This window comes from Laspinema palackyanum D2c, from assembly GCF_025370875.1.
In the GTDB taxonomy this organism is placed as follows: Bacteria; Cyanobacteriota; Cyanobacteriia; order Cyanobacteriales; family Laspinemataceae; genus Laspinema; species Laspinema palackyanum.
Genome location: NZ_JAMXFD010000001.1, coordinates 548,904 through 573,062 on the forward strand (window position 1 = coordinate 548,904; position 24,159 = coordinate 573,062).

The window sequence follows — 24,159 nt, forward strand, 5'->3', positions numbered from 1 at the left end:
TTATGGATTTGGGTTGGAGGATTTGGACGCTAAAAATAATTTATATCCGACAAATCCTAACACCCCAACTGCGGCCAAGGTAAAGGCTAACCGAAGCAAATTTAAGACGGTACTCACGGCAGTCAAGGCAAAGACTCCCCCCACGGCGATCGCCACCATTTTCCCCCCATCGGGCAGTCCTTGATACCACAGGGTTAACTGTTGGTAAACCGATTTTAAGGAAGGGGCGTCCAGGGTCGAGGTGGGCAAGGGTTGGGGTTGGTGAATTTGCGCCTCTAAATCTTGGAGTTGGCGCTCTAATTTTTGGCGTTCTTGAGGATTCATAAGTTTTCGATGATTCGAGGAGGATACGATTGGACTCCACTCCCCCATAAGACTGGGGAAGCTGCTCTTGTGATTGTAGCGAACCTCGGTCTGATCATGCGCTTTGAAGGGCATGACTCCAGAAAATCGGAGACGCTTAATGGGTTTTGCCAACCCTCATGATGAAGAAATTTAGAAGGAATTTTTTCAAAAATAGGTACATTTAACCTCTATAAATCCGCACTTTGGCTGATTTTTTTCCCCAGGGTTAAAAGTAGGATTAAAAGAGATTGAGAAATGTGCATGGCGAACCCCCAAAGATTTGGGGGTTTTTTATTGAGGTCAATTCCCCCGGTTAGCCCAGAGACCCCCGGGGGTCAGGGTTTGTTTTGTCCCGGCGATCGCGATCGCCCCTATGGATGCTCAAGGGCGAGGATTGAAGGGAGCAGGCTTACTCCGAAGTGAGAAGCATATCACACTCTTGTTAATAGCGAGCAAGATGTTTGGGCACCGCGCACAGGCTACGCCGCACAGCGGAGGACAAGCGCAGGCGACCCCGCACTCCCGATCGCTTCTGTACCCCCTCCGGACTTACGCCATCGTCTAACATCGAACCCTCAATGTCCAGGCGATTCGCTTTCTGGCCTCTACATTTAGGGTTTGGCTTCCCAAAAAGCAAAAACCCCAGTTATTTTGTTTAACTGGGGCAGTTCCTTTCTCTATAATTGACTCTCTTAATCTCTATTGTGGCCGGGAGTATTCCTCCCGGGCATCCGCCAAATGACTGAGTTTTAGTCGGCTAAACTGCGGACCGGCAAAAACTCGCACCCTTTTAGGATGTCGGTGGTTGCTCTAAATAAGACTCAAAGCGCGATCGCAGTTGTTCTAAGCTCAATTTCTGGGTCCAATATTCGACTAAGGCATGGCCAAAGGCCCAGGCATTGCGATCGCTCGTTCCCCGATTATCCCGTAGCAAGGGCCACAGGGAGAGCAAATCAAACTGAAAGGGTTTGGCGTCGGTATTCAACAAATTAAATAAGTCATAGCCCATTTGTAGTTTACCAATGACCACGGGTAACTGTTCGACGGGGATTTGTTCCGCTAAGGCGTAGGCGAGAGTCGGGGACCCGGTGGAAAGGGTGGAAATAAACTGGAGGACGGGAGTCTTGAGTAAGGAGGTCAATCCTTGGGTGGTTGCCATCTGGAAGGTATAGCGATCGATAATTTTAGCAGAAGCCACGATCCGGGATTCGCGATCGCGCAAAAATCGAGCGAGGCGCTGTTGTTTAGCCGGATCAATCGCCTCAATCAGTGCTATTGCCAGGGTATCAGCGTTCCAAGCCGTTCGCCCTTGTTGTGAGTCTTGGGTCACAATGGGTAAAATGCGATCGCAATATTCCCCCAATTGTTCAGTGCGATACTGAGTTGCTTCCCGAATCGATTTTTCCTTGGGTTTATCCCCCCAAACCCAATCATAAGGCGGATTCCACTCCCGAATCGGACGCAAGCGATCGACTTGTGTCACCAGGGCGATCGCGGGTAAATCGGACACCTCTGCCTTGATTTCTTTGAGAAAATCCACATCCATTTGCAGGGCCGGATCCAACGCGGGAGTCACTAACAATAACAAATCCGCAGTTGTGCCATAGTCCAGGACCATCTCTCGCAAATCGGCCCGTTTTGCTTGTTCATATCCCGGAGTATCCCATAAAATCAGGGTTTCCCCGCCCTCACTCTGCCAATGATAGCTGGAGACTAAATCCGTACTCGGCAACAAATCAACTTCGGCGCGATCGCTATCAAACAAGGTATTAATCAAACTACTTTTTCCCGCCCCAGTCCGCCCGACTAACAAAATATTAACGGGTTTTTGGGCGACAGTTTCCACAGGTTCGGCTTGAGAGATAATCTCTCGCAGAGTTTGGGTTTTGGCTTTCGGTAAAGCCGGAGTCGATATCGGTGAAACCGTCTCGGGTAAAGTCCGATTTCCATACAAAGTAGCCGCTTGCCGACTCAAATTCCGTAATGCTGCCTCTCGCAACAATTGTCCCAAATTCACTAATAATTCTTGAGTTGCCCGATTGCTAGAACCCTGAGAGGCTATTCGTGCTGCCGCTACAGCCGGATTCACAAACCATTGGACCCAGTTCCAAACTTGGAACAGTTTCCGCGCCGAAGGTTCCAATTTGCGATACATTTCATAAGCTTGAAAGGCTTGTCCTACAGTAACTTGATTCAAGGCCGGTGAGAGTTGTTGCATCCAGCGGTCCATGTCATCCACAGTGCCTCGAATCAGTCCATAAGCTTGGGGAATGTAAATATTCAGCAGGGGATATTTAACTTCGGGATTATAAATTAAGGCAATGGCGGTGACGACTTCCTGGCATCGGTTCCCAAAGGTTTGTAAATCCTCCCAAATCGGCGCATCAGTCCGCGAGGTTTCTAATATCTTTTGTAAGGCGATTTCGGCTTTTTGAGTGGCTTCATCAGCGGTGGGTCCGGTGTTTTGTTGTTTAGACTCTTCGATGTCCTGATTCACCTGGGCGATCGCCGCTTCCATTTCCGCCATCATCGGTTGAGTCCACTGCACCAACAGCCACCGCCACCCGACTAAAACGAGGGTAAAAATTGCCCAAATCCAGTTCAAATTCCATTCATGAATTTGGGTTCCGGCTGCCACCAGCAAAAAGCTAACAATCGCGGCGATCGGCAGGGCTAAAACCACCCATTGCCAAGTTTTTAATCGAACCATTGATCTATGCCTCCTGAAATAAATTGAGTTTGCTAAATTGATTTAGAGTGAACAACGCCTAGATTCGGCTGCTTTGACAAGATAGGTGCATCCGGTCCTTTCCACAATTTTAGACTAAACCCAATAAAAACCCACAGGCTGAAGCCTGGGGCTACACGAACGAAGCCTGCCTTCGCAGGCTAAAGAATAAGATAGGTCTGTCACAACCGGATTGGGTATAACAATACTCTTATAGCCCGCGCAGGCGGGCTTTGTCCGTATAGCCCCAGGCTTCAGCCTGCGGGTTTTTACAATTGCGGGTTTTTACAATTGCGGGTTTTTACAATTGCGGGTTTTTACAATTGCGGGTTTTTACAATTGCGGGTTTTTACAATCTCGGGCAAAAAAAATAGCCCGCACAGGCGGGCCATTTGCCAAGGGTCCCAACCCGAAGGGATCGGGATTATTTCGAGTTATTTCGATTTCGGCTTCCAGGGAGATTCATAGTACACCTTGGATCCGGTATTTGGCACAAAATGACAGGACCAATAAGAGCGAATGAAGCTCTTTAAAATGGGTTCGTTGGAGGAGCGATAATAATCACCTAACAGGGGTTTAATCGCCTCAGTTGCTGTCTTCAAATGATAGTGGGGCATATTTAAGAAAATATGATGCGCCACATGAGTGCCAATATTATGATGGATGGGATTGATAAATCCATAGTCGCGATCGATAGTGGAAAGCGCACCTTTGAGAAAATACCAATCCTCTCCTCGATACCAGGGAATATCATCTTCGGTATGATGCAGGAAGGTTACTAAGTCCAACCACATCACGAAAATGATGTAAGGTACGAGGTAATATTTAACCAAAAACACCCACCCAAATTGATAGGTGAGGACGCCGAGAAATCCCACCATCATCACCCACAGGACCGAACTGGTCACAATATCCCATTTTTCCGAGGGACGGAACAGGGGACTGCTGGGGAGAAAATGGGAACCGGCGCGATCGGGCGATCGCTTGAACAGATAAAGCGGATAGGCTAATAAGGGTAAATAAAAGCGGAATAGCTTTTCATACCAAGGCATCCGATTGTATTTTTCTTCGGATACTGGATACCAGCTTTCGTCTGTGTCCAAATTTCCCGTGTTCCCATGATGGGTCCGGTGACTGATCCGCCAACCGTGGTAAGGAACTAAAATCGGAATATGAGACAAATGTCCAATTAGGTTATTCAACCATTTGAGCTTAGAAAAAGAGCCATGACCGCAGTCATGACCCACTACAAATAATGCCCAAAACATTGTCCCTTGCATCACCCAGAAAATGGGGAAAAAGAACCAGGAATCCAGATTGTATGCGATCGCATACAGTCCCGCAATAATCCCAACATCCAGAAAAAAGTAACTCAGCGACTTGAATATCGAGGGTTCAAAACACTCGGCAGGAATTGCCGCCTTCACATCCTGAAGAGTAAAGGGTAACTCTTGGGTTTGTGTCTGTGAAACTGTATCAGTCGTCTGATTTAGAACTGTGTTTGCTTGCACGAAATTTCCGCTTTTACCTGATTTTCAAACCTGCCTTTCACCTTTAACCCCTCCCGTTCAGCCTGGAAAGGCTTCACAGCCTTTTCCCCAAGGAGACCCTCGTTATTCAGTCCATTCATTACCCCGATGCGGTCCTCCTCATGATTGAACGAATTGAACCCCACGGGTCTGAAAACGCTGAGAACTCCCTGACGCTTTATAAAAAAACTTCCGGGAGACGGAAGATGAAAATCGCAGCCGATAAACGGAATTCATTTTAACCCGTTTTGAGCTGAATTGTTAAGAAACGTTTCAAAATTACGGATTATAATCCCTAAAACTCATAACCTCTGCCTATTTCGGCCTCGGGATGCCCTATCTCATCCTCCCCAAAGTTGCTTATTGGCAATAGGTGATTCAATGAGCAAGAGTCGGTCCCACTCTGCTTCCGTCACGGGGCGAATATAGCGGTCTACCCCTTTAAAGTCCCAGGTTTGTGGTAAAATTGCGGCGACAGTGATTAATCCCAACGGGGTAACAACACCTGGCGATCGACCCATTCTAAAATCTTTTTGTAAGACCAAAACCTTGGAGGAAACAGGAGTAAAATTTACAGTATCTAGCCCTCCTTATGGAAGGTTTTATTGTTCGTAGTAACGACTTCAGTCGTTCTTAATTGTTCGTAGTAACGACTTCAGTCGTTCTTAATTGTTCATAGTAACGACTTCAGTCGTTCTTAATGTTCGTAGTAACGACTTCAGTCGTTCTCAATTGTTCGTAGTAACGACTTCAGTCGTTCCCTCTTAGTTCGTAGTAACGACTTCAGTCGTTCTCAATTGTTCGTAGTAACGACTTCAGTCGTTCCCTCCGGAGTTTAAAACCCCCGCCTAATCACTAAAGTCGGTTCATACCCCACGAAAATCTATATTCCGTAAGGTTTTTAGCGCGAATCCTGGGAAGATAACGACTGAAGTCGTTACTACGAAAATGACGAAGATAACGACTGAAGTCGTTACTACGAACATGACGAAGATAACGACTGAAGTCGTTACTACGAACATGACGAAGATAACGACTGAAGTCGTTACTACGAACAATAGAAAACATTATCCTAGGAGGATATCATCTAGGATGAGCTTGTTGGAAACGCTGCCGAAGCTGACGGAACGTGCGACTCCGGTGAAGGGGACGATCGCCTGGTCAAATTCTGCATAAACATGGGGTAAGGAACCTGCTGCGGTGGTGGATAAGGGGATGGATGCCAAGATGTTGCCGGATGCGTTTAATCCATCATAGAGAGTGACGGTGTGATTGGCGAAGGGGGAGGCATAGAAGAAGGAGAGTTGATTGTCAAATCCCCCTTCTACATTCATGACGATCGCCGAGTTTTCTCCGTAAGTGAGGGCAGTTGTACCGCTGGGGGGTGGGGCAAAGTTGCCGCCGAATTCATCGGGAATTCCCAAGGCATCTAAGGCATCGTTACTCATGATTCCCAAGGCGTTGGTGGAAAAAGATATCCCGCGATCGCCATAAAATCCGCTCACTGGGTCTAAATTTCTCACCCCTTCAAAGTTGAGTAAGGCAGGTAGATCGCTGCGGGGAATGACGAGGGTGGCACTACTTTGTGTCCCAATTTCTACCCCTGGAGTGGGATTGACTAAGGCCAGATTGAGGGTTTCGGCAACTTCGGCGATCGCATCAGTGACCATCGGAATGGTCACGGTTTGAACGGTTTCTCCGGGAGCAAAGTTCACCGGAATCGGGGTATTATTGTAATCAAAGGGTGCAGTGGCCGTCCCATCCCCTAAAACTACGGTTGCACCGGCAGGGAGATCAAGTCCTCCTGCGCGGGTGACGGTGACGGCGAGAATTGCGGTGCCCTCTTCTTCGACGGTGAAGGTTGGCGCACTAAATTCTAGGCGGATATCATTATCTAAAACCGCTAAAGTTGCTGCATTTTGCGGGCCAATTCTTGCACCTTGACTGGGATTTGTGAGGGTTAATTGGACGGTTTCGTTGGGTTCGCTTTCGATGTCATTGACGATGGGAACGGCAACGGTTTGGACGGTTTCTCCCGGGGCAAAATTGACGAGAATTGGGGTATTATTGTAATCCAAGGGAGCAGTGGCAGTGCCATTAGTGAGGGCGATCACGGCGGAAAAAGCGCTCTCCAGTCGGCCTTCCCGGGTGACGGTTACGGGTGCGATCGCTGTGCCATCTTCATTGACAACAAAGTTCCCTCCACTAAACTGCAACAGCACATCATTATCGATAGTCGTGAACACTGCCGTATTCGGTTCCCCTAGGGTTGCCTCCCCGGTGGGATTGAGTAAGGCGAGATTGATGGTTTCATCCGGTTCTAGTGTGTCATCATCCACCAGGGGAATGGCCACGGTTTGGAGGGTTTCTCCGGGTGCAAAGTCTACAGAAATTGGGGTGGGGTCGTAATCCATAGGCGCCGTGGCGGTGCCATCACTTAATCCAAGGGTGACACCTATGGGGATTCCCGTAAACCCAATGCGCTGAACTTGGACGGGTTGAATGGGGGTACCGTCCTCGACTGCATTAAAATCGGGACGAGTAAACTGCAAGGCAGTATCATTATCGACAATAGTCAATGTGGCGGTATTCGGGGTTCCGAGGGTTGCGCCTCCGGTGGGATTAACTAAAGTGAGAGATAATGTTTCATCGGGTTCTATACGGTTATCGTTGACGATCGGAATTGAAACGGTTTGAGTGGTTTCTCCTGCGGCAAAGGTTACGGAAATCGGGGTAGTATCGAAATCCTCCGTTGCAGTTGCCGTGTCTTCTTCTAGGGCAATAGTTACGGTAACGGGACGATTGAGGGAACCTGTGCGGGTTAGGGTGACAGGAACAATGGGGATACCATCTTCCCCGGTTTGAAAGTCTGTTTGATTGAACTGTACAGTAACGGGATTAACGGTTTCATCGATTAGGGTGAAGCTGGCGGTATTGGTTGTGCCTAGGGTTGCGCCTCCGGTGGGGGTGGTGAGGGTCAACCCTAGAGTTTCGACCCCTGCGGCAATCAGTTCATTGACGAGAGGAATCGTGACGGTTTGTGCGGTGACTCCCGGGGCCAAGTTTACCGGAACCTGCGGGATATTCAGATTACCGGGAGGGGTGGGGAGATTGGGGGCGAGGGAGATGGTTGCGCCGACTGTATTCTCAACTCTCCCACTGCGGAGGACGGTGATGGTGGCAACGGCCTCACCTTGGTCATTGAGGGTCAAGGTTTGCTGACCTAAAGAGAGTTCCACGTCGTCATCAAGAATGGTGATGGTGGATTGCGATCGCCCGGAGAGAAGCACATTTGCCGTGGGATTGACTAAACTCACCGAGAAGGTTTCCGTCGGTTCCACAAGGTTATCATCAATAATCGGAATCGTGACCACCGCTTGAGATTGTCTGGGGGCAAAGGTGACCACCCGAGGTCCTCCGATGTAATCTGCTGAGGCGATCGCCGTTCCATCGGTGGGCAGAACTGTGACACTGGCCGTCTCACTTAGGTTGCCGGTGCGAACCAACCTCACTTCTACACTGGAAACCCCCTCCTGAACTGTAAAATTGGCGGCAGTCAACTCGACAATACTTGCCAGGGGGTCTAGGGTTTCATTTAAAAAATCCGTGGCATCCAAATTAATCGACCCGGATACCTCCCCAATGACCTGGCGATCGCCATTCTGGACCACCACCAATTGAGTGGCGATCGCCACCGGATTGGAATTTCCATTTCCCGTTCGTTCAAAAATCGGTTCTAGGCGAATTTGGGCAGTTCTTAAGGTCCGGGAAACTGCCAGTCTATCCACCCCTTTTTGAAAATCAACAATCGTATCTCTGCCGGATTCCAGAACAAAAATATCCGCCCCGGGACCGCCAATTAAGGTATCTTCTCCTAGACCTCCAAAGAGAATATCTTCTCCCGCATTACCCAGGATAGAATCATTCCCATCCCCGCCAATGATGGTATCGTTGCTGTCGGGACCAATTAAAGTATTCCCTTGATTATCCCCAAAAATGAACGTCATCCGTTAATCCTCCTATTAACCCGTTGTGCTTTGCCCCAATGCACCCCAATGCATCTGATCGCGAAGCGGGGCGTCGGCACGATCTGGCATTTAAACTCACTGGAAATTGCCCTGGAAAATGGGTAATTCCCATCCGCCTAAATTTTCTCAGACTCTCCCCAAGGGACAGCGGAAAAAATGAATCTTTGATTTTCTTAAATGGGTGAAGAGTTTAATGCCACACCCATCGGTTTTTTCCCCATTTGAAGACCCCTTTAAATCATCCGGCAGTTCACGCCAGCAATTTGCTGCGGATCCAGTTGCCTGCCGATGCCACATCGAGACCCAACTGTAAGCGTTTTCGATATAGCATCTGACGTAGTTTCAGCGTCCAGATGCTCCCTGACGGTAAAATTCCTGGTAAAAATAGTAGCATATTGGCGGGGGTCAAGGATGAGAAGCGTCACCTCAAATCTGCCAGTTGGCAACGGATTAGGGCCTTAAACCGGGTTGCTTCTCCCGAGGTTCTCATCCTGCCTCAGACGCTACAGGCAGCAACCGGGGGTCTCCAAATTTCCTCAAGAGTATGTCAAAATATCGATGCAAACGCGATCGAGCAATTGAGTAGGAGATTAGTCGTGGAATCCCGTTATAATCCCGCATCCCTTGAGGAAAAGTGGCAACAAACTTGGACAGAACGCCAGTTATACCAAACCCCAGAAACCCGCGATCGGCCTAAATTTTATGCCCTGTCCATGTTTCCCTATCCCTCGGGAAACCTGCACATGGGTCATGTCCGAGTTTACACTATCACCGACGTGATTGGTCGTCTCAAGCGGATGCAAGGGTATCGCGTCCTGAATCCGATGGGATGGGATGCCTTTGGACTTCCGGCAGAAAATGCCGCCATTGAACGCGGGATTCATCCGGCGAAATGGACCTATCAAAATATCGCCCAGATGAAACAACAATTGGAACGTCTGGGAATTGCCTTCGATTGGACTAGAGAAGTCGCCACCTGTTCCCCGGATTATTACAAATGGACCCAGTGGATATTTTTGCAGTTTTTTAATGCTGGACTCGCCTACCAAAAAGAAGCGGCAGTCAATTGGGACCCCATCGACCAAACCGTACTCGCCAATGAACAAGTGGATAATGAGGGTCGGTCCTGGCGATCGGGGGCTAAAGTTGAGCGGAAATTGCTCAAACAATGGTTTTTCAAAATTACCGATTATGCTGAACAATTACTCAATGATTTAGACCAATTAACCGGCTGGCCGGAACGGGTTAAACTAATGCAAGCCAACTGGATTGGTAAATCCGTCGGCGCTTATTTAGAATTCCCCATTGTTGGCAGTACGGAAAAAGTTGCTGTTTTTACCACCCGTCCCGACACGGTTTATGGGGTAACTTATGTTGTTTTAGCCCCAGAACATCCCTTAACCCGACAAGTCACCACTCCAGACCGATTAGCAGCGGTTGAATCCTTCATTGCAGAAGTTAGCAATCAAAGCGAATTAGAACGCACTGCCGACGATAAACCCAAACGAGGAATTCCGACTGGAGGAACGGCGATTAATCCCTTTACTGGGGAAGAGATTCCGATATGGATTGCCGATTATGTCCTTTATGAATATGGAACCGGCGCGGTCATGGGAGTTCCCGCCCATGATGTCCGGGATTTCAAATTTGCCCGGGAACAGAACTTACCCATTAAACAAGTAATTGTTCGCGCCGATGCTGCGGATGAAAAAGCTGAGTTAAAAGAGGCTTATACCGAACCCGGAATTGTGATTAATTCCGACATTTTCAATGGCATGGAATCGACTACAGCCAAAGGTGAAATTATCGCCCATGCCGAAAAGCAAAAATGGGGTAAGGCGCGAATCCAATATCGCCTCAGAGATTGGCTGATTTCTCGTCAACGCTATTGGGGTGCACCGATTCCCGTGATTCACTGTCCCAGTTGCGGCGCAGTCCCCGTTCCCGATGAAGATTTGCCCGTGCAATTGCCGGAAGATGTGGCCTTTTCCGGACGGGGATTATCTCCCTTATCCCAATTAGAAAGCTGGGTGAACGTGCCTTGTCCCAGTTGTGGAGAACCGGCGAAACGGGAAACCGACACGATGGATACCTTTATCGATTCATCTTGGTATTTCTTGCGCTATCCCGATGCTCAAAATGCGGACAAAGCCTTTGATACCCAGCAGGTGAATGATTGGTTGCCCGTGGATCAATATGTGGGGGGAATTGAACACGCAATTTTGCATTTACTCTATTCGCGATTCTTTACCAAGGTATTGCGCGATCGGGGTTTATTGAACTTTGATGAACCATTCCAACGCCTGCTGACTCAGGGGATGGTCCAGGGTTTAACCTACAAAAATCCGCAAACCGGGAAATACATTCCTTCCGCCCAAGTGAATGCCAGTGACCCGAAATACCCGGAAACGGGAGAACCGTTGCAAGTCTTCTATGAGAAGATGTCCAAATCCAAATATAACGGCGTTGACCCCTTAGAAGTGTTGGGAAAATATGGGGCTGATACGGCGCGGATGTTTATTCTATTTAAAGCGCCACCGGAGAAAGATTTAGAATGGGAAGATGCCGACGTTGAGGGACAATACCGCTTTTTAAATCGGGTTTGGCGGTTGGTCACAGAATATGCAGAAACCACTCCCGCGAAAGAGGTGAAAGGGGAGTTGAGCAAAGCCGAAAAAGAATTGCGGCGATCGATTCATACGGCAATTAAAGAAATCACCGAGGATTTAGAAGGAGAGTATCAGTTTAATACAGCAGTTTCGGAGTTGATGAAACTCAGTAATGCCTTGAATGATGCAGACTGCAAAAATTCTGCAATTTATACCGAAGGCATCAAAACCCTGTTGATTTTGTTGGCCCCGTTTGCACCGCATATTGCCGAGGAATTGTGGCAGGAAATTGGCAATCAAACCTTAGTTCATGAGCAATCTTGGCCTGGGGTAGATTTGGATGCGTTGGTGGTGGATGAAATCACCTTAGTGATTCAAATTAGTGGCAAGACGCGGGGAACGATTCAGGTGCCTGCACAAGCAACTCGGGAGGAGTTGGAACAGTATGCGCGGGAGTCGGAAGTCGCCCAGAAGTATATTACAGGACAGGAGATTAAAAAGGCGATCGTTGTTCCGGGTAAGTTGGTGAATTTTGTGCTGGGGAAATCCTAATATGGATAGGGATTAAGAAGCGGGGAAGAGAGGGGCAATTTGTAAATTGCCTCTATCTTCCCGTTTATAGTAACGACTGAAGTTGTTACTATGAATCGGGGAAGAGAACGACTGAAGTCGTTACTACGAACATTGGAAGAGAACCACTGAAGTCGTTAGTGGAGGGGTTGGCTAGAATGAGAAAGAACCGATCGCAGGTGAAACTGCGATCGCCTCGGCTGCATCTAGTTGCACCCACTGTTTAGAAACTATGCAATCAATCATGTTTAGAAAACCTAAAATAATTGCAACGATTCTCCTAGCATTCGCGATCGCGGTGGCGGTCCATTGGATTGGGTTTGATCGCCCGATCTTCGCCCAATCCCCTATCCCAGAAACGACCATTGCCGCCAACTCCCTGCAATTAGCACCTCCAATTGACTGCACTATAGACGAAGATTGCTTTATTTTGCTGTATCCCGATCGCGACCCCGGACCGGGAGAAGTGGATTTCGGTTGTGGGAGGCAAACCTTTGATGGTCACACAGGGACCGATTTTGGCGTTGCCAATACAGACAAAATGAACGCTGGGGTTGCGGTCCTGGCTTCCGCCCCGGGTAAGGTGTTGCGGGTCCGCGATGGGGTCAGCGATCGCCTGATTACGGACCCCAAACAACTGGAAGCCGTAGAAGGGCGAGAATGTGGCAATGGGGTGTTTATTGAACATGGCAATGGGTGGGAAACTCAATACTGTCATCTGCGCAATGGGAGTGTTGCAGTCCGTCCCGGAATGGAGGTGGAGAGGGGGACGGTTTTAGGCATGGTTGGCGCTTCTGGGGCCGCATCGTTCCCTCAAGTTCAGATTACCGCCCGGTATGAAGGAGAGGTGGTTGACCCGTTTGTGGGACCGGAAGCAGGTCCCGGTTGTCAGGTGTCGCGCAATCCGATTTGGACCGTTCCCCTGGATTATACTCCGACAGGGGCGATCGATGCCGGTTTTGCGGATACGCCTCCGGAAATGGATGCGTTGTGGGAAGGGGGATTTCCCCAAGGTGAGCTATCTCAAGATATTCCGGCCATTTTGTTCTGGGTACATATATACGGGGTGTTAGCGGGGGATAGTTATCAGTTTAAGTTGATTGCACCCAATGGACAGGCCAGCGTGGAAGATACCGACGAAATCACTTCCCCCAGTAAACTCTGGATGGGTTATGTCGGTAAACCCAACAATCCCGATCGCCCGATCGCACCGGGGGTCTGGCGTGGGGAGTATCAATTATCCCGAGGGGGTGAGGTCCTGGTGGATCTCGTTCGGGAAATTGAAGTGAGGTAAAATATAACTTCGTGACTTGGTTTTACCGAGTCACGAGTACCCGGTTTGCTATTTTTCGGTCATTGCTTCTATCCCGGCCCACCCTTGAGGAACCCCCTGTTGAATATATTTCTCACAACGCTGTAAATATAGAAGCGCCGCCCGATCGCTGGGGTTAAGGGTGATAATTTGCTGAAAGAGGCTTTGAGATGTCTCAAAATTGCCTTCTTTGTAAGCGGTGATCGCCATTTCAAAATTGGCTAGGGTTTTGTTTTTAAACTCGATGCGATCGGGGGATTCAGAATCGTAAATTTCAAAGACTGAGATGCTGGCTTTTTTTCCTTTGACTTGCACTCGGTCTAAAAATCGATATTGATAACAATTCCGGTTATTCAATTGATTGAGGGTATCTTCACTAATCAAAATTTCTGCACCATACAGTTTGGTTAATCCTTCCAAACGAGAGGCTAAGTTGACCGCATCAGAAATGACGGTACTTTCCATCCGGTCTTGTTCGCCAATGGTTCCTAACATTAAACTGCCAGTATGTAAACCGATGCCGATTTGAATAGGGACTTTGCCGAGTTGTTGTCGCTGTTCGTTGAATAGTTGGACTCGCTGCTGCATGGCGATCGCCCCAGAGACAGCATCATCAGCAGAGTCAGGAAATAAGGCCATAATTGCATCCCCAATATATTTGTCAATAAATCCATTATGTTCGGGAATGACGGGGCTAACGCGACTTAAATAACTATTAATAAAATCAAACGTTTCTTCCGGAGACATGGTTTCCGAGAGGCTGGTAAATTGCCGGATATCGGAAAATAAAATGGTCATTTCTTTTTTGATGTGGTTGCCCAATTTCACATCAACAATACTTTCTTGTCCTAAAAATTTTAAAAAGTCATGGGGGACAAATCTGCCATAAGCCGCATTAATTTTAGCAAGGCGAATATGGGTTTTAATTCGGGTCAGTAGTTCATTTTTATTAAAAGGTTTCATCAGATAATCATTGGCCCCGGCGTTAAACCCTTCTACCAGGTCAGAAACTTGATTTTTGGCAGTAAGCATGACGATGGGGAGGTCGATCGCCGCAAATTGTTGACGAATTTTTTCGCAAACTTCATATCCGGTCATCCGAGGCATCATGACGTCAAGCAGGATTAAGTCGGGCTTAAAGCCATTTTCAATAATTTCTAGGGCTTTTAAACCATTGGCGGCGCGGGTAATGGCGTAATTTTGCAGAGAGAGGGTATTCGCGAGAACTTGCAGATTGATGGGTTCATCATCGACGATTAAAATTTTAAATTCTGCACCTTCGGCGATGTGAATTTCTGTGACGAGAACGGGGGGATTTGAATAAGGCTGGTCACTGCCTGGGGCTGGGGTACGGATGATGTTTTCCGAAGCAACTACGGGGGGTTTTGTAGGGGCGACGGTGGCGGTTGTTTGGGGTAAGGTAAAGGTAAAGTGTGACCCTTTTCCGACTTCAGATTCAACCTCAATGGTTCCGTGATGTAATTCAATGAGTTGCTTGGCGATCGCCAATCCCAATCCCGTTCCCCCATATTCTCGGGCGGTGGAACCATCCGCTTGTTCAAAGGATTCAAAAATGCGACTGATTTTGTCTTGGGGAATACCAATTCCGGTATCGGTAACGGTAATGGCTACGAAGTCTTCTACAATTTTAGCCGAAACTTCAACGAAGCCGGATTCGGTAAATTTGATGCCATTACCGATGAGGTTATGGAGGATTTGCTGCACCCGATTTTCATCGGCATTGACGGCGATAAAGTCTGGGGGGATGGCATTAATCAGTTGCAACTCTTTATCCCCAATTAGGGGTTTGCTGAGGTTGAGAACGACTTGGGCGATCGCCCGCAAATCCAAGGGTTTGAGTTGCAGTTCAATCTTTTTATGTTTGAGTTGAGAAAAATCCAGGATATCATTGACTAAATGAGATAACCGGCGACCGCTGCTGGTAATGGTTTCTAAGTTGAAAATAGTCGGGTCTGATAAGGGTCCCGTTACCCCATCAATTAAGGAATCGGCAATGCCAATAATCCCATTGAGGGGGGTTCTCAGTTCATGGGAAGTATTGGCTAGAAATTCATCTTTTAGTCCATCAAGACGTTTAAGTTCTTGATTTTTTTCTTCTAAAGTCTTCGCATATTCAGCTAATTGCTGATAGGATAATTTCAGGTTACTCCAGAGGGTGTAACCGATGCTGAATACTCCCGCAGTGACGAGGGCTAAGACGGGGGTGAAGACGGGAATTAATAAACCGGACAAAAACGCGATGTAGGAAGTACCAATTAGGACAACGGTCCCGAGGAGAATTCCCAGTCCGCACCAGCGGGTTTTCAGCCAGAGGGAACCGAGGATAGCACTATATCCAGAACTGAGAAAAATTAACCCCCATTTAAAGGATTTGGGGGTGGGATAGAGCATCGGACGATTGTCGAGGGCGCTACTTAAAATTTGGCTGGTTAAGTTGGCATGAATGACCACTCCGGGCATTAATTCAGGGTTGCCAAACAGGGTATTCGTATAGGGGGTTTGAAAGGAGTCATTCAGACTCGGGGCTGAAGCCCCGATGAAGATAATGCGATCGCGGAAGAAATCCGGGGGAATTCTATTTTGTAAAACCTCGGTGAGGGAAATGTGAGCAAATCTGTCGAGTCCCCCGCGATAGTTGACTAATATTTGATAGCCACCCCCATCTTGTTTGCTATATTCTCCCTCGTTGCCGGTGAGGGGAATAAATGTCCCTTGGCCCAGTTTATAAATGGATTGGGCTTCATCAGCAACTGACAATTGAATCCCTTCTGTTTCTAAATATTTTAAGCCTAAAAAGGTGGCGATTCCTTCGCGTAATGTCCCATCGGGTTTCCCCACTAATACCATACCCCGGCGGATTTTGCCATCGCGATCGAGTAACATATCGTTGGCGGCTACTTGTCCGAGTTCCGCTAATCGGGGCGGAGGGGCAATCGGATTTCCGGCAACTTTTTCTACCCCAATTAGATTAGGAGTGATTTCAAATAGGGCATTTAATGGTTCATGACCCGGTTCTACGGGCAAATCCCGATAAATATCTAGTCCAATAACTCGCGGGTTTTGAGCCTTGATATTTTTGATTAATTGGGTCATGATGCGATCGCTCATCGGCCATTGTTGGACATATTTGATGTCCGGTTCATTAATGGTAACGATGACAATGCGCGAGTCTACAGGTTCTGGGGGACGCAGGCGAAACCAGGTATCTAGGGCGGCCCATTCAAACAGATGTAAAAAACCAGCGCTACTGAAGGTAATAATCACCCCAGCGACTGCTGGAGTGATCAGGATTGGGCCACGCCACAAGCCGATTCTTTGTTGTAACTGTTGCCACATAGTTTGCTCGAACCCTGTCCTGTTTTAAGAGAGAGATAGATGCACCCGTTTGGAATTGCCCTTCAATGTCTTACTCGCACAATCAGAGAGACTTAGGGTGAGGATTGGATCATCAGAGGAGTCGCGGCGATCGCCTCTAGTCCGACTTGTCCGAGGAGACTGCGCCACTCCTCGCTTAATGTGCGATTATCTGGCTGATTGACTCGGGCAACGGCTAAGGTTGTGAGGGTATCGTACCAGACCCCAGATTCTGCATAAGCAGTCGCCAAGGAGAGGGCCTCTAAATCCCCTGCCGTGGGGATCGCTTCCACGCGCTTCACCCATCCCGTGACGCTGTAACTATCCGGGTGCAGCCTGCCACTGGCATCTAAGGGGACGAAGAACCAAAGATAGTCAGTGTCCATTTCCAGTTCCGGTGCAGTTTCCGGCAGGGTGACACTGACAATTGAGCCACCCCCGTTGATCTCCAAGGTGGTTTGGTAGTGATGATTGCCCTCTTTATCTTGGATGCTGAAAAAGACTTTTTCCGTTGCAGTGGGTGGCACATACACAAAGAAAGTCGGACGAGGGGACATGGTGCGTCCATGTTGGCTGGCGGGTAAGAGGGCGATCGCTTCTAGCCCCTGACCCTCCTGAGTGAGAGTCCCTTCATCCCCTCGGCTACCGCCACCGATACTGGTTGAGGGGGCAGATTCCCCAGGAGGGGCAAATCTCACGTTACCGCGAGTGCCTCCCCCCACGCTGGTTGAGGGGGCAGATTCCCCAGGAGGGGCAAATCTCACGTTACCGCGAGTGCCTCCCCCCACACTGGTGGCTGGTACCGGGTCGCCGGGGGGCTTAAATTGTAGGCTAATCAAGGCAGGAACTTTGACCGATTCAGCTTGAACGGGCTGGGCTAAAGCAGAGAGGGCCAATGCCCCAGCTAGGGTTACAAACATGAATCTGGGAATAACAATGGATGGCCTGTGGTTCATGGTGACACCTCATCAGTTTGGGGAAAACATAGAACAGTAGAAACCCGTTTCATAACCAATTGCCGACTAAAATAAACGCCGACCAATAATAGGGATGTTTGTGCAAGGGGTCATTTAATAGGGCCAATTGAGCTCGGCGCAATGCCTCTGCTTTTGTCATTCCTGCCTCGGATCGGGTTAATTGGCGATAAAACTCGCTCATTAAATTAGCGGTGGATTGGTCGTGAACGGACCAGAGACTAGCCAGGGTGCTGCGGGCTCCGGAACGGAGTGCAAATCCGGCTAAACCGAGTGTAGCACGTTTATCTCCAGTTGCTGTTTGACAAGCACTCATTACTAATAGATCAATGGGTTTGAGAATCCCTAGGCGTTGCTTATTGAAAAACTTATCGAAATCTTTAATAAAAATTCGCCCCTCCCAGGTCAGCAGAAAAGTTTCCTCGGGATTAGAACTAAATTGTCCGTGGGTGGCGAGGTGAATGATGGGGTAAGATTTGCGATTGAGTTGAGCTTCCAATTGGGCGCGGGTAAATTGGCGATCGAGCAACGTATCCCCGGGAACTTCCTGGGTAATTTGTTGGAACTCTTCGGCGACTCCCGGAAGGGGGGAAAATCCTTGTCGTCCTTCGGTTAATCCGGCGGTGAGGGCGGTGAGTTTTTCCTGGGTGAGTCCTTGGGGGAACAGTTGGAACCCGGGACTGAGGGCGGTATTATAGGTTTCAATTAAATAGCGGTTGCCGTCATACAGTGCGGCGAGGGGAATGGAGGCAAAACCGCCATCAGGTATAAAAACCAGGGTGGCAATCTCACTTCTAGCTAAATCTTCTTCTGCCGGTCGAATCAGCCAGTCATAGACTTGGGCAAAGAGGCGCAAGCGTTCCGGGGAGGAATAGCCGGGGTGCATGGCCGATCGCAGGTCTTCGAGGGTGGCTTCGATGCGACTGCCACTCAGGGGCGTGGTATAGTGGCGCAAGGGTTGACCGGGCAGGGAAAGTATCACTTCCAGGCGATCGGGTAAGACAATGGGATAAATGGCTGCTGCTTGGGTATCAATTTCCTCTAATTGTACCGGCTGCATATCTAAACAAGCCTCTCGGAAAAAGTTGTCTAATTCAGCGATTTGCAAGGCTTCCATGACTTGTCTAGCCTGTTCAATCTCTTCCGGGGTGGCATCGGGTTGGAGGAGTAAACTCACCAATTCGCGATAGACAGGTTCTACACTTTCTTTGAAATCAAACTGGAGGTCCGGAGAAATGGCTACTAAGTCTCGGCGCAAGGTTTTCAAGGTTTCAAAGGCAATATTATACGCCGTGAGGGCAGGGTGGAGTTGCTGCTGCTGGGTGAAAATCTGACCCAGTTGCCAAGCGGCAGGGGCGATAATTTCATCGGCTTGGATGGATTGGGCAATTTGGAGGGCTTGTTCGGTCAGGGTTTTGGCCTCTTGCCACTGTTCGGCTTGGCGGTAAATCTGGCCGAGTTGGGTGAGGGCGTAGGCTTGCGATCGCCCATCTTGCAGGTCCTTGGCGATCGCAATGGCTTCGGCTAACCCTTGGGCAATTTCAGGCAAATCTTCCCCGATTTTGCTCCAAGTGGCGGCAAAATTGACGCGGGCATAGAGGGCCGCCTGACTAGGGGGAAGGCTGTCCAGGTGAGATTGCAGTTGGGGGCGTAATCTACGGGCGGCATCCCAGTCACCGAGGGCGATAAATAGGCTAAACTGGTTGAGTTGGGCTTGCGATCGCGTTAGGGGGTCAGTGGCTAATTGTTCCGCTTGTTGATAGTAGGTAAGGGCGATATCATTGCGGTCTAAATACCGGGCGATGTTCCCGATATTGAGTAAGGTGGCGCTAGTATCCCCCGGGGATTGGAGGCGATCGCTGATTCGCCAACTCTGTTCTAAAACCGCCTGGGATTGTTCTAAATCCCCGATGGTTTGGAGGGCAACCCCCAAACTCCGCAATCCATCAGCTTTTAACAGGGTATCCGGTTTTTGATCTAATTCGATAATCCATTCCTCTAACAAAGTGCGGGCGCGGCGATACTGGCCCAAGGCTTGCAGGGCTTGGGCTTGGTTGATCAGACTCCCTAATTTACCCAGGTCATCTCCAGCGCGAGTATAAGTCGCTGCGGCTTCTCTCCAGGTGTCTAATGCCGCTTGATTCTGTCCAGCAGCGAGTTCGAGAATGCCTCGGGTATTCAGGGCTTGGGCAAAAATTGCCAAGCCTCTGGAGGGCAGGGGATTAACCTGTTGCAAGAGTTCCAAACTCTCGGCGATGGCGGTGACGGCTTGGGGGCGGCGGCCCAACTTATGATAGGCTAAGGCCAAATAAGTGAGAGTTTGGGCTTGGTTTAACGGGGCGAGGCGATCGGTATAAATGGCGGCTGCCTCTTCCCATAGCTTAGTTGCTTCTATGAATTGTCCCTGCTGATAGTGGTTTGTGCCCCGTTCGACTAATTCGGTGGGGTCGGGGGTTTGGTCCTTGGTCATTGGTCCTTGGGCATTTGTCCTTGGGGGATGGGGGGTGGCGGGATGGGGGTGGAGGGTGGTGAGGATGATGAGGATGGTGAGGAGGGTGAGGAGTGGGAGGAGGAGGAATTGTCGGATTTTACGGTACTTTAGATAGGTGGTGATGGGTTTGAGCATGACTATTGTGCCTGCTTTATGGGTTCGGTGGGTGAGGAAGGACAGTCCGGGAGGCGATCGCCCAGGGTGGCGGGGACGGTCGTAATTAAGGCGATGTTTCCATCCGGATTCAGGGTCCAGCCGGTGGCCTCTATCAAGGGTTGCGATCGCCCCTGGGTTACAGTTTCAGTCTGGGTTGTGAGATTTTCTGGAAATTGGCGCAAATCCTCCCAGACGGTTTGACCCCGGATTGTCTCCTTGGGGTCTTCCGGTAATCCCCCCCGTCCAACAATGGTAAACGAATTGCCCTGGGCTGCTACACAACCCACCGTGACTTGGTTATTGATGTCTGAAAGCTGCTGCGGCAAGTCCACCAATCCAGTCCCCGGAGTGACTTCGGGGGTGGAGAGAGTGACATTGCCGGAAACACCCAGTTGAGAACTCGCCGTGATATCACTTCCCGATGTGGATTCTGTTCTAAATTCTAATCCGAGAATCCCTTCAGCGGTGAGTTGAATATTGCCGCCATCCCCTTCAAAGGCATTGGCGGTAATATCACTATTTTCCCGGGGAAATGCGAGAATAACCGGGGCAGAAATCTGAATATTTCCCCCATCGCCACCGGCCCCATCGGTTCCCGCTGTGGCGGTTATTTGACTGCCTCGACGCATCAGGAGGCCACGGGTTAATTCTAATTGTAAATTTCCCCCTTGAGAGGAGGTGGTTTGTCCGGTAATAAATGACCGATTCTCTAACAGTAAACTCCCCGCTTGAAGTTGCACATTTCCCCCAGTCCCCTCGGTGGCGCTACTGGTGGTAATCGTACTATTATCTAAGCTAATCCTATCCTGAACTCGAATCCTAACTTGTCCCCCATCTCCCTCTCCCTCAGTTTTCGCACTAATTTGAGAACGGTTGATTAATGACAAGACTCGGGCATTAATATTTACCTCTCCTCCGTCACCGACTGCCGTGGATTCCACACTACTATCAATTGATCCATCAGATACCACAATTTCTCCTGCCTGAATATTCACACTTCCGGCATTGCCAATGCCTTGGGTAAAGCTGGAAATAGCCGCCCTCTCATCCATGAAAATTCGGGGAGTGATCAAGGTAATATTTCCGGCATTTCCTCGCCCAGTCCCTCGGATGCGACTCCAGATAAATGACCCCCGTTCATTCGGTCCTAAGCGGGTTAAAGTCACTCCTTCTCTAGCCTGAATTGTAATCGGTCCCGCATCGCCTTCTCCATAGCTGGTGGAATTAATTCCTCCCCCATCTCCCAGAATCAATTCTCCCGTATTCAACTCAATTCCAGCGGCATTGCCGACGGAAGAAGGGCCTCCCACCAAATTTAAAATCCGACTTTCAATATTGTCCAAATTTCCCGTAATCACCAGGCGATCGCGAGCATTAATGGTCACCAGCCCCGCATTGCCACTCAGATAAGTGCTATTATTAATAATGCTCCCATTGAGTAAACTAACGCTTTCGGCTTCAATTTGAATATCTCCCGTATGTCCTTCTCCAAAATTACTGAGATTGAGAATTCCGTTATTGTTCAAGGTAAAGGATTCCGCTACGGCCAAAATGCTGCCTGCACTCCCACTGCCTCGGGTGATATTCGCAACATTTGCCCGATTGAGTTCCACTGAATTAGCGACTAAAGAAATATCTCCCGACTGTCCGCTTCCGAAGGTTGTAGACAAGATTTGTCCTGGGGAACCTCCCCATAAACTCCCCGTATTAATTTGGATATCGCCACTGTTTCCCCCCGTCCTAGTTAGGGAAACAATCCCACTACTGCCGCCATAATTGGGATTAAAATTACCCAAAGCAACGGGTTCTTGCGGCCACCCCCTACTCATTCCGGGATATTCCAATGAAATGTGCAACCGATAGGTATCTCCAATATCAATTTTATCCCCTTCCAGCAGTTCAACGGGATGGGGAATCGTATCAAATTCCCCAATCCCTATTACATAAGTTCCGGGAGATAAACTATCAAGGGACAGATACGAATCTTGCTCCACTGTACTCCCGATCGCCCCATCATTAATACTAGAGTCATCATTCAGGGCAATAATTGCCCCAGTCGTGCGGTCAAATAGGACCATTTCTGTATCTAAACTACCCGGAATATCCTGATATCCATCTCCCCCATCTATATCAAAAATCCCCCTTCCGGTTGCAGCCATAGTAAATGAAAAATAGTCAAAATTTTCCGTTGCTGGACCTAAGCGGGTATTTCCGCTGATAATTTGTTCAGAAGTCCGTTCCACGGTAACAGAAGGAATCCCTTCCGGTCCTGATGCCTCGATTTCTGGATTAAAATTTTTGGGGAATTCTAAGTTATCCAGATTAAAAACTGTTCCCGCTTTTTCGTCAAAGGGTGACTCCAAAAATCGCCGACTATTTCCATCCAGGGTTACGCTTTCCGTTGCGGTAACCGTGAGGTTTCCGCCATTTCCGGTATGGGTGGCAATGGTAATGATTTGTCCCCCACTTTTTAAGGATAAGGTATTCACATTGATTTCAATATTCCCACCTGGCTGATCACTCTCCGTAACGGTAGCAATAAATCCGCGATCGCTCAACCGAACATCCCCTACCGGATTATTCGCACCATTAATCCTAATCTGTCCACTCCCTCCACTATCCACTCCTTGGGATTGAGAGAGAATTCCACTAAATAACCCATCGGGACTAAACCCAGAAATCTCTAAAATAGGCGTATTAATCTGAATCTGTCCAGCGCTTCCAATTCCTGCTGTCTCCGTGGTAATTCTCCCCCCCGAAGTCAAACTCACTGAATTAGCGGTTACCTGAATATTTCCCCCAGTTCCTAATGCTCCAGATTGGACTAAATTACTAATAAAACTGCGGTCACTCAGGCGGATATCCCCCCAGGCATGGACGCGAATATCCCCAGCCCGAGAACCGATTTCACCCCCATTCAGAGGCATTCCAGAGAGCAACTGAGAACCCCCGCTTAGGGTGAGATGATTCCCCTGGACTTGAATACTGCCATTGCTGCCGGTGACATTCACTATTGCCCCATTGGTGAGGGTAACATCAGCCCCACTGATCGTTTTAGAAAACTCAGGAATGGTATTTTCTAGGGCAATTTCTCCGGCAGTAATTCCCGCTAAGGTAATGTTACCGAACGGGGCAAGTAGCTGTCCCCCATTCATGACAACATTCCCGCCAAGAATGGCTAAATTTTGATTTTGTGCCACTTCTAAGCGGGACCCTTCTAGGGTGATATTTCCGACGGTTGGACCATATTGTAAACCGATGGGAACTGCCACGGTGAGGAGGGGGGATTCGGTGGGATTTGTAGCACTAAAGAGATAGCGATCGCTAAACTGGATCGCCTCCGCTGTAGACAGCACAAATGAACCGCCAATATCCAAGGTGGCATGGGGACCCAAAACAATTCCATTCGGATTGATTAAAAATAGATTGCTGTTGCCATTAGCCCGAATTAACCCATCAATTTTGGAAAGATTACTGCCCGTAATTCGACTAATAATATTGATAATATCCGGAGCATTATTAAAATAGGCTTCACTACCCGTGGGAACCGAAAATTCCGTAAAACTATGAAACAGATTCCCCCCGGCTTGGGTTCCCCCTTCAATCGTAAAACCTGTTCCTTGATTGATGATTTGGGAGGGATTGGGTAAGGTGCGATCGGGGACAATTTGCCCCTGCACTGGATGGACCATTCCCCCTCCAGACAGGGCCAAAAATAGGGCGGTGACCCCGGTCCTGTGCCCCCGAGGTTTTAGGATTCCTCCTGCTCGTTTTGCTTTTAACATTGTTTTGATAGACACTATTATCGGTTAGCTGGAATTTCAAACCCTATTCTCAGAGATTTTTAGACGGTTATGGCGATAAAAAAGGTTGAGGTGAGACCCTCTGCCGAACTCAACGACCTTCAACCTTTCCCCCTCCTCAATGATTATACAGCAACAGCGCCCGAAATCGCTTACGAGCAAACTCGCTCAAAAGTTTTCAGGGTGATTGGATCTTAGGCGATTTTGACTCCTTTGGAGTGGTTCCCAGAATTCATTCC

General features: G+C 48.8%; 10 protein-coding genes and 1 pseudogene. 2 read left to right on the top strand and 9 right to left on the bottom strand.

Annotated elements, in window-relative coordinates; all coding sequences use genetic code 11:
* The 5 genes and pseudogenes from NG795_RS02415 to NG795_RS02435 all read right to left on the bottom strand — a co-directional run bounded on the left by NG795_RS02415 (position 1) and on the right by NG795_RS02435 (position 8,609).
* On the bottom strand, positions 1-324 hold the full coding sequence (locus NG795_RS02415; protein WP_367287065.1) for a hypothetical protein: 324 nt from the start codon (positions 322-324) through the stop codon (positions 1-3).
* A gap of 811 nt (positions 325-1,135) precedes the next feature.
* Positions 1,136-3,055, bottom strand: coding sequence for a GTPase family protein (locus NG795_RS02420; protein WP_367287066.1), 1,920 nt, complete (start codon positions 3,053-3,055; stop codon positions 1,136-1,138).
* Positions 3,056-3,507: 452 nt separating this feature from the next.
* The gene (locus NG795_RS02425; protein WP_367287067.1) at positions 3,508-4,584 is read right to left on the bottom strand and encodes a fatty acid desaturase; all 1,077 of its coding nucleotides are present in this window, start codon (positions 4,582-4,584) and stop codon (positions 3,508-3,510) included.
* 377 nt (positions 4,585-4,961) lie between these two features.
* Positions 4,962-5,173 (bottom strand): annotated as a pseudogene (locus NG795_RS02430) (B12-binding domain-containing radical SAM protein); the annotation flags it as partial.
* Positions 5,174-5,669: 496 nt separating this feature from the next.
* Positions 5,670-8,609, bottom strand: coding sequence for a Calx-beta domain-containing protein (locus tag NG795_RS02435; protein ID WP_367287068.1), 2,940 nt, complete (start codon positions 8,607-8,609; stop codon positions 5,670-5,672).
* Positions 8,610-9,226: 617 nt separating this feature from the next.
* Here NG795_RS02435 and leuS point away from each other — a divergent pair.
* Both leuS and NG795_RS02445 read left to right on the top strand, forming a co-directional pair.
* On the top strand, positions 9,227-11,791 hold the full coding sequence (gene leuS, locus NG795_RS02440; protein ID WP_367287153.1) for a leucine--tRNA ligase: 2,565 nt from the start codon (positions 9,227-9,229) through the stop codon (positions 11,789-11,791).
* Positions 11,792-12,053: 262 nt separating this feature from the next.
* The gene (locus tag NG795_RS02445) at positions 12,054-13,103 is read left to right on the top strand and encodes a M23 family metallopeptidase (protein ID WP_367287069.1); all 1,050 of its coding nucleotides are present in this window, start codon (positions 12,054-12,056) and stop codon (positions 13,101-13,103) included.
* A 48-nt stretch (positions 13,104-13,151) separates the two neighbouring features.
* Here NG795_RS02445 and NG795_RS02450 read toward each other — a convergent pair whose 3' ends face one another.
* The 4 genes from NG795_RS02450 to NG795_RS02465 form a co-directional block, all read right to left on the bottom strand.
* Positions 13,152-16,478, bottom strand: a complete 3,327-nt coding sequence (locus NG795_RS02450; protein WP_367287070.1) for a CHASE2 domain-containing protein — start codon at positions 16,476-16,478, stop codon at positions 13,152-13,154.
* 92 nt (positions 16,479-16,570) lie between these two features.
* A complete protein-coding gene (locus tag NG795_RS02455; RefSeq protein WP_367287071.1) occupies positions 16,571-17,416 on the bottom strand; it encodes a DUF928 domain-containing protein in 846 nt (281 codons plus the stop codon).
* A gap of 85 nt (positions 17,417-17,501) precedes the next feature.
* A complete protein-coding gene (locus NG795_RS02460) occupies positions 17,502-20,096 on the bottom strand; it encodes a CHAT domain-containing protein (protein ID WP_367287072.1) in 2,595 nt (864 codons plus the stop codon).
* Between the two features lie 2 nt (positions 20,097-20,098).
* A complete protein-coding gene (locus NG795_RS02465; protein WP_367287073.1) occupies positions 20,099-23,902 on the bottom strand; it encodes a DVUA0089 family protein in 3,804 nt (1,267 codons plus the stop codon).
* Positions 23,903-24,159: the final 257 nt, after the last annotated feature.

Excerpts from the sequence above, each read along its gene's own strand:
- NG795_RS02415 (WP_367287065.1), bottom strand. The coding sequence starts at position 324 with ATGAATCCTCAAGAACGCCAAAAATTAGAGCGCCAACTCCAAGATTTA.
- NG795_RS02420 (WP_367287066.1), bottom strand. The coding sequence starts at position 3,055 with ATGGTTCGATTAAAAACTTGGCAATGGGTGGTTTTAGCCCTGCCGATC.
- NG795_RS02435 (WP_367287068.1), bottom strand. The coding sequence starts at position 8,609 with ATGACGTTCATTTTTGGGGATAATCAAGGGAATACTTTAATTGGTCCC.
- NG795_RS02445 (WP_367287069.1), top strand. The coding sequence starts at position 12,054 with ATGTTTAGAAAACCTAAAATAATTGCAACGATTCTCCTAGCATTCGCG.
- NG795_RS02450 (WP_367287070.1), bottom strand. The coding sequence starts at position 16,478 with ATGTGGCAACAGTTACAACAAAGAATCGGCTTGTGGCGTGGCCCAATC.
- NG795_RS02455 (WP_367287071.1), bottom strand. The coding sequence starts at position 17,416 with ATGTTTGTAACCCTAGCTGGGGCATTGGCCCTCTCTGCTTTAGCCCAG.
- NG795_RS02460 (WP_367287072.1), bottom strand. The coding sequence starts at position 20,096 with ATGCTCAAACCCATCACCACCTATCTAAAGTACCGTAAAATCCGACAA.
- NG795_RS02465 (WP_367287073.1), bottom strand. The coding sequence starts at position 23,902 with ATGTTAAAAGCAAAACGAGCAGGAGGAATCCTAAAACCTCGGGGGCAC.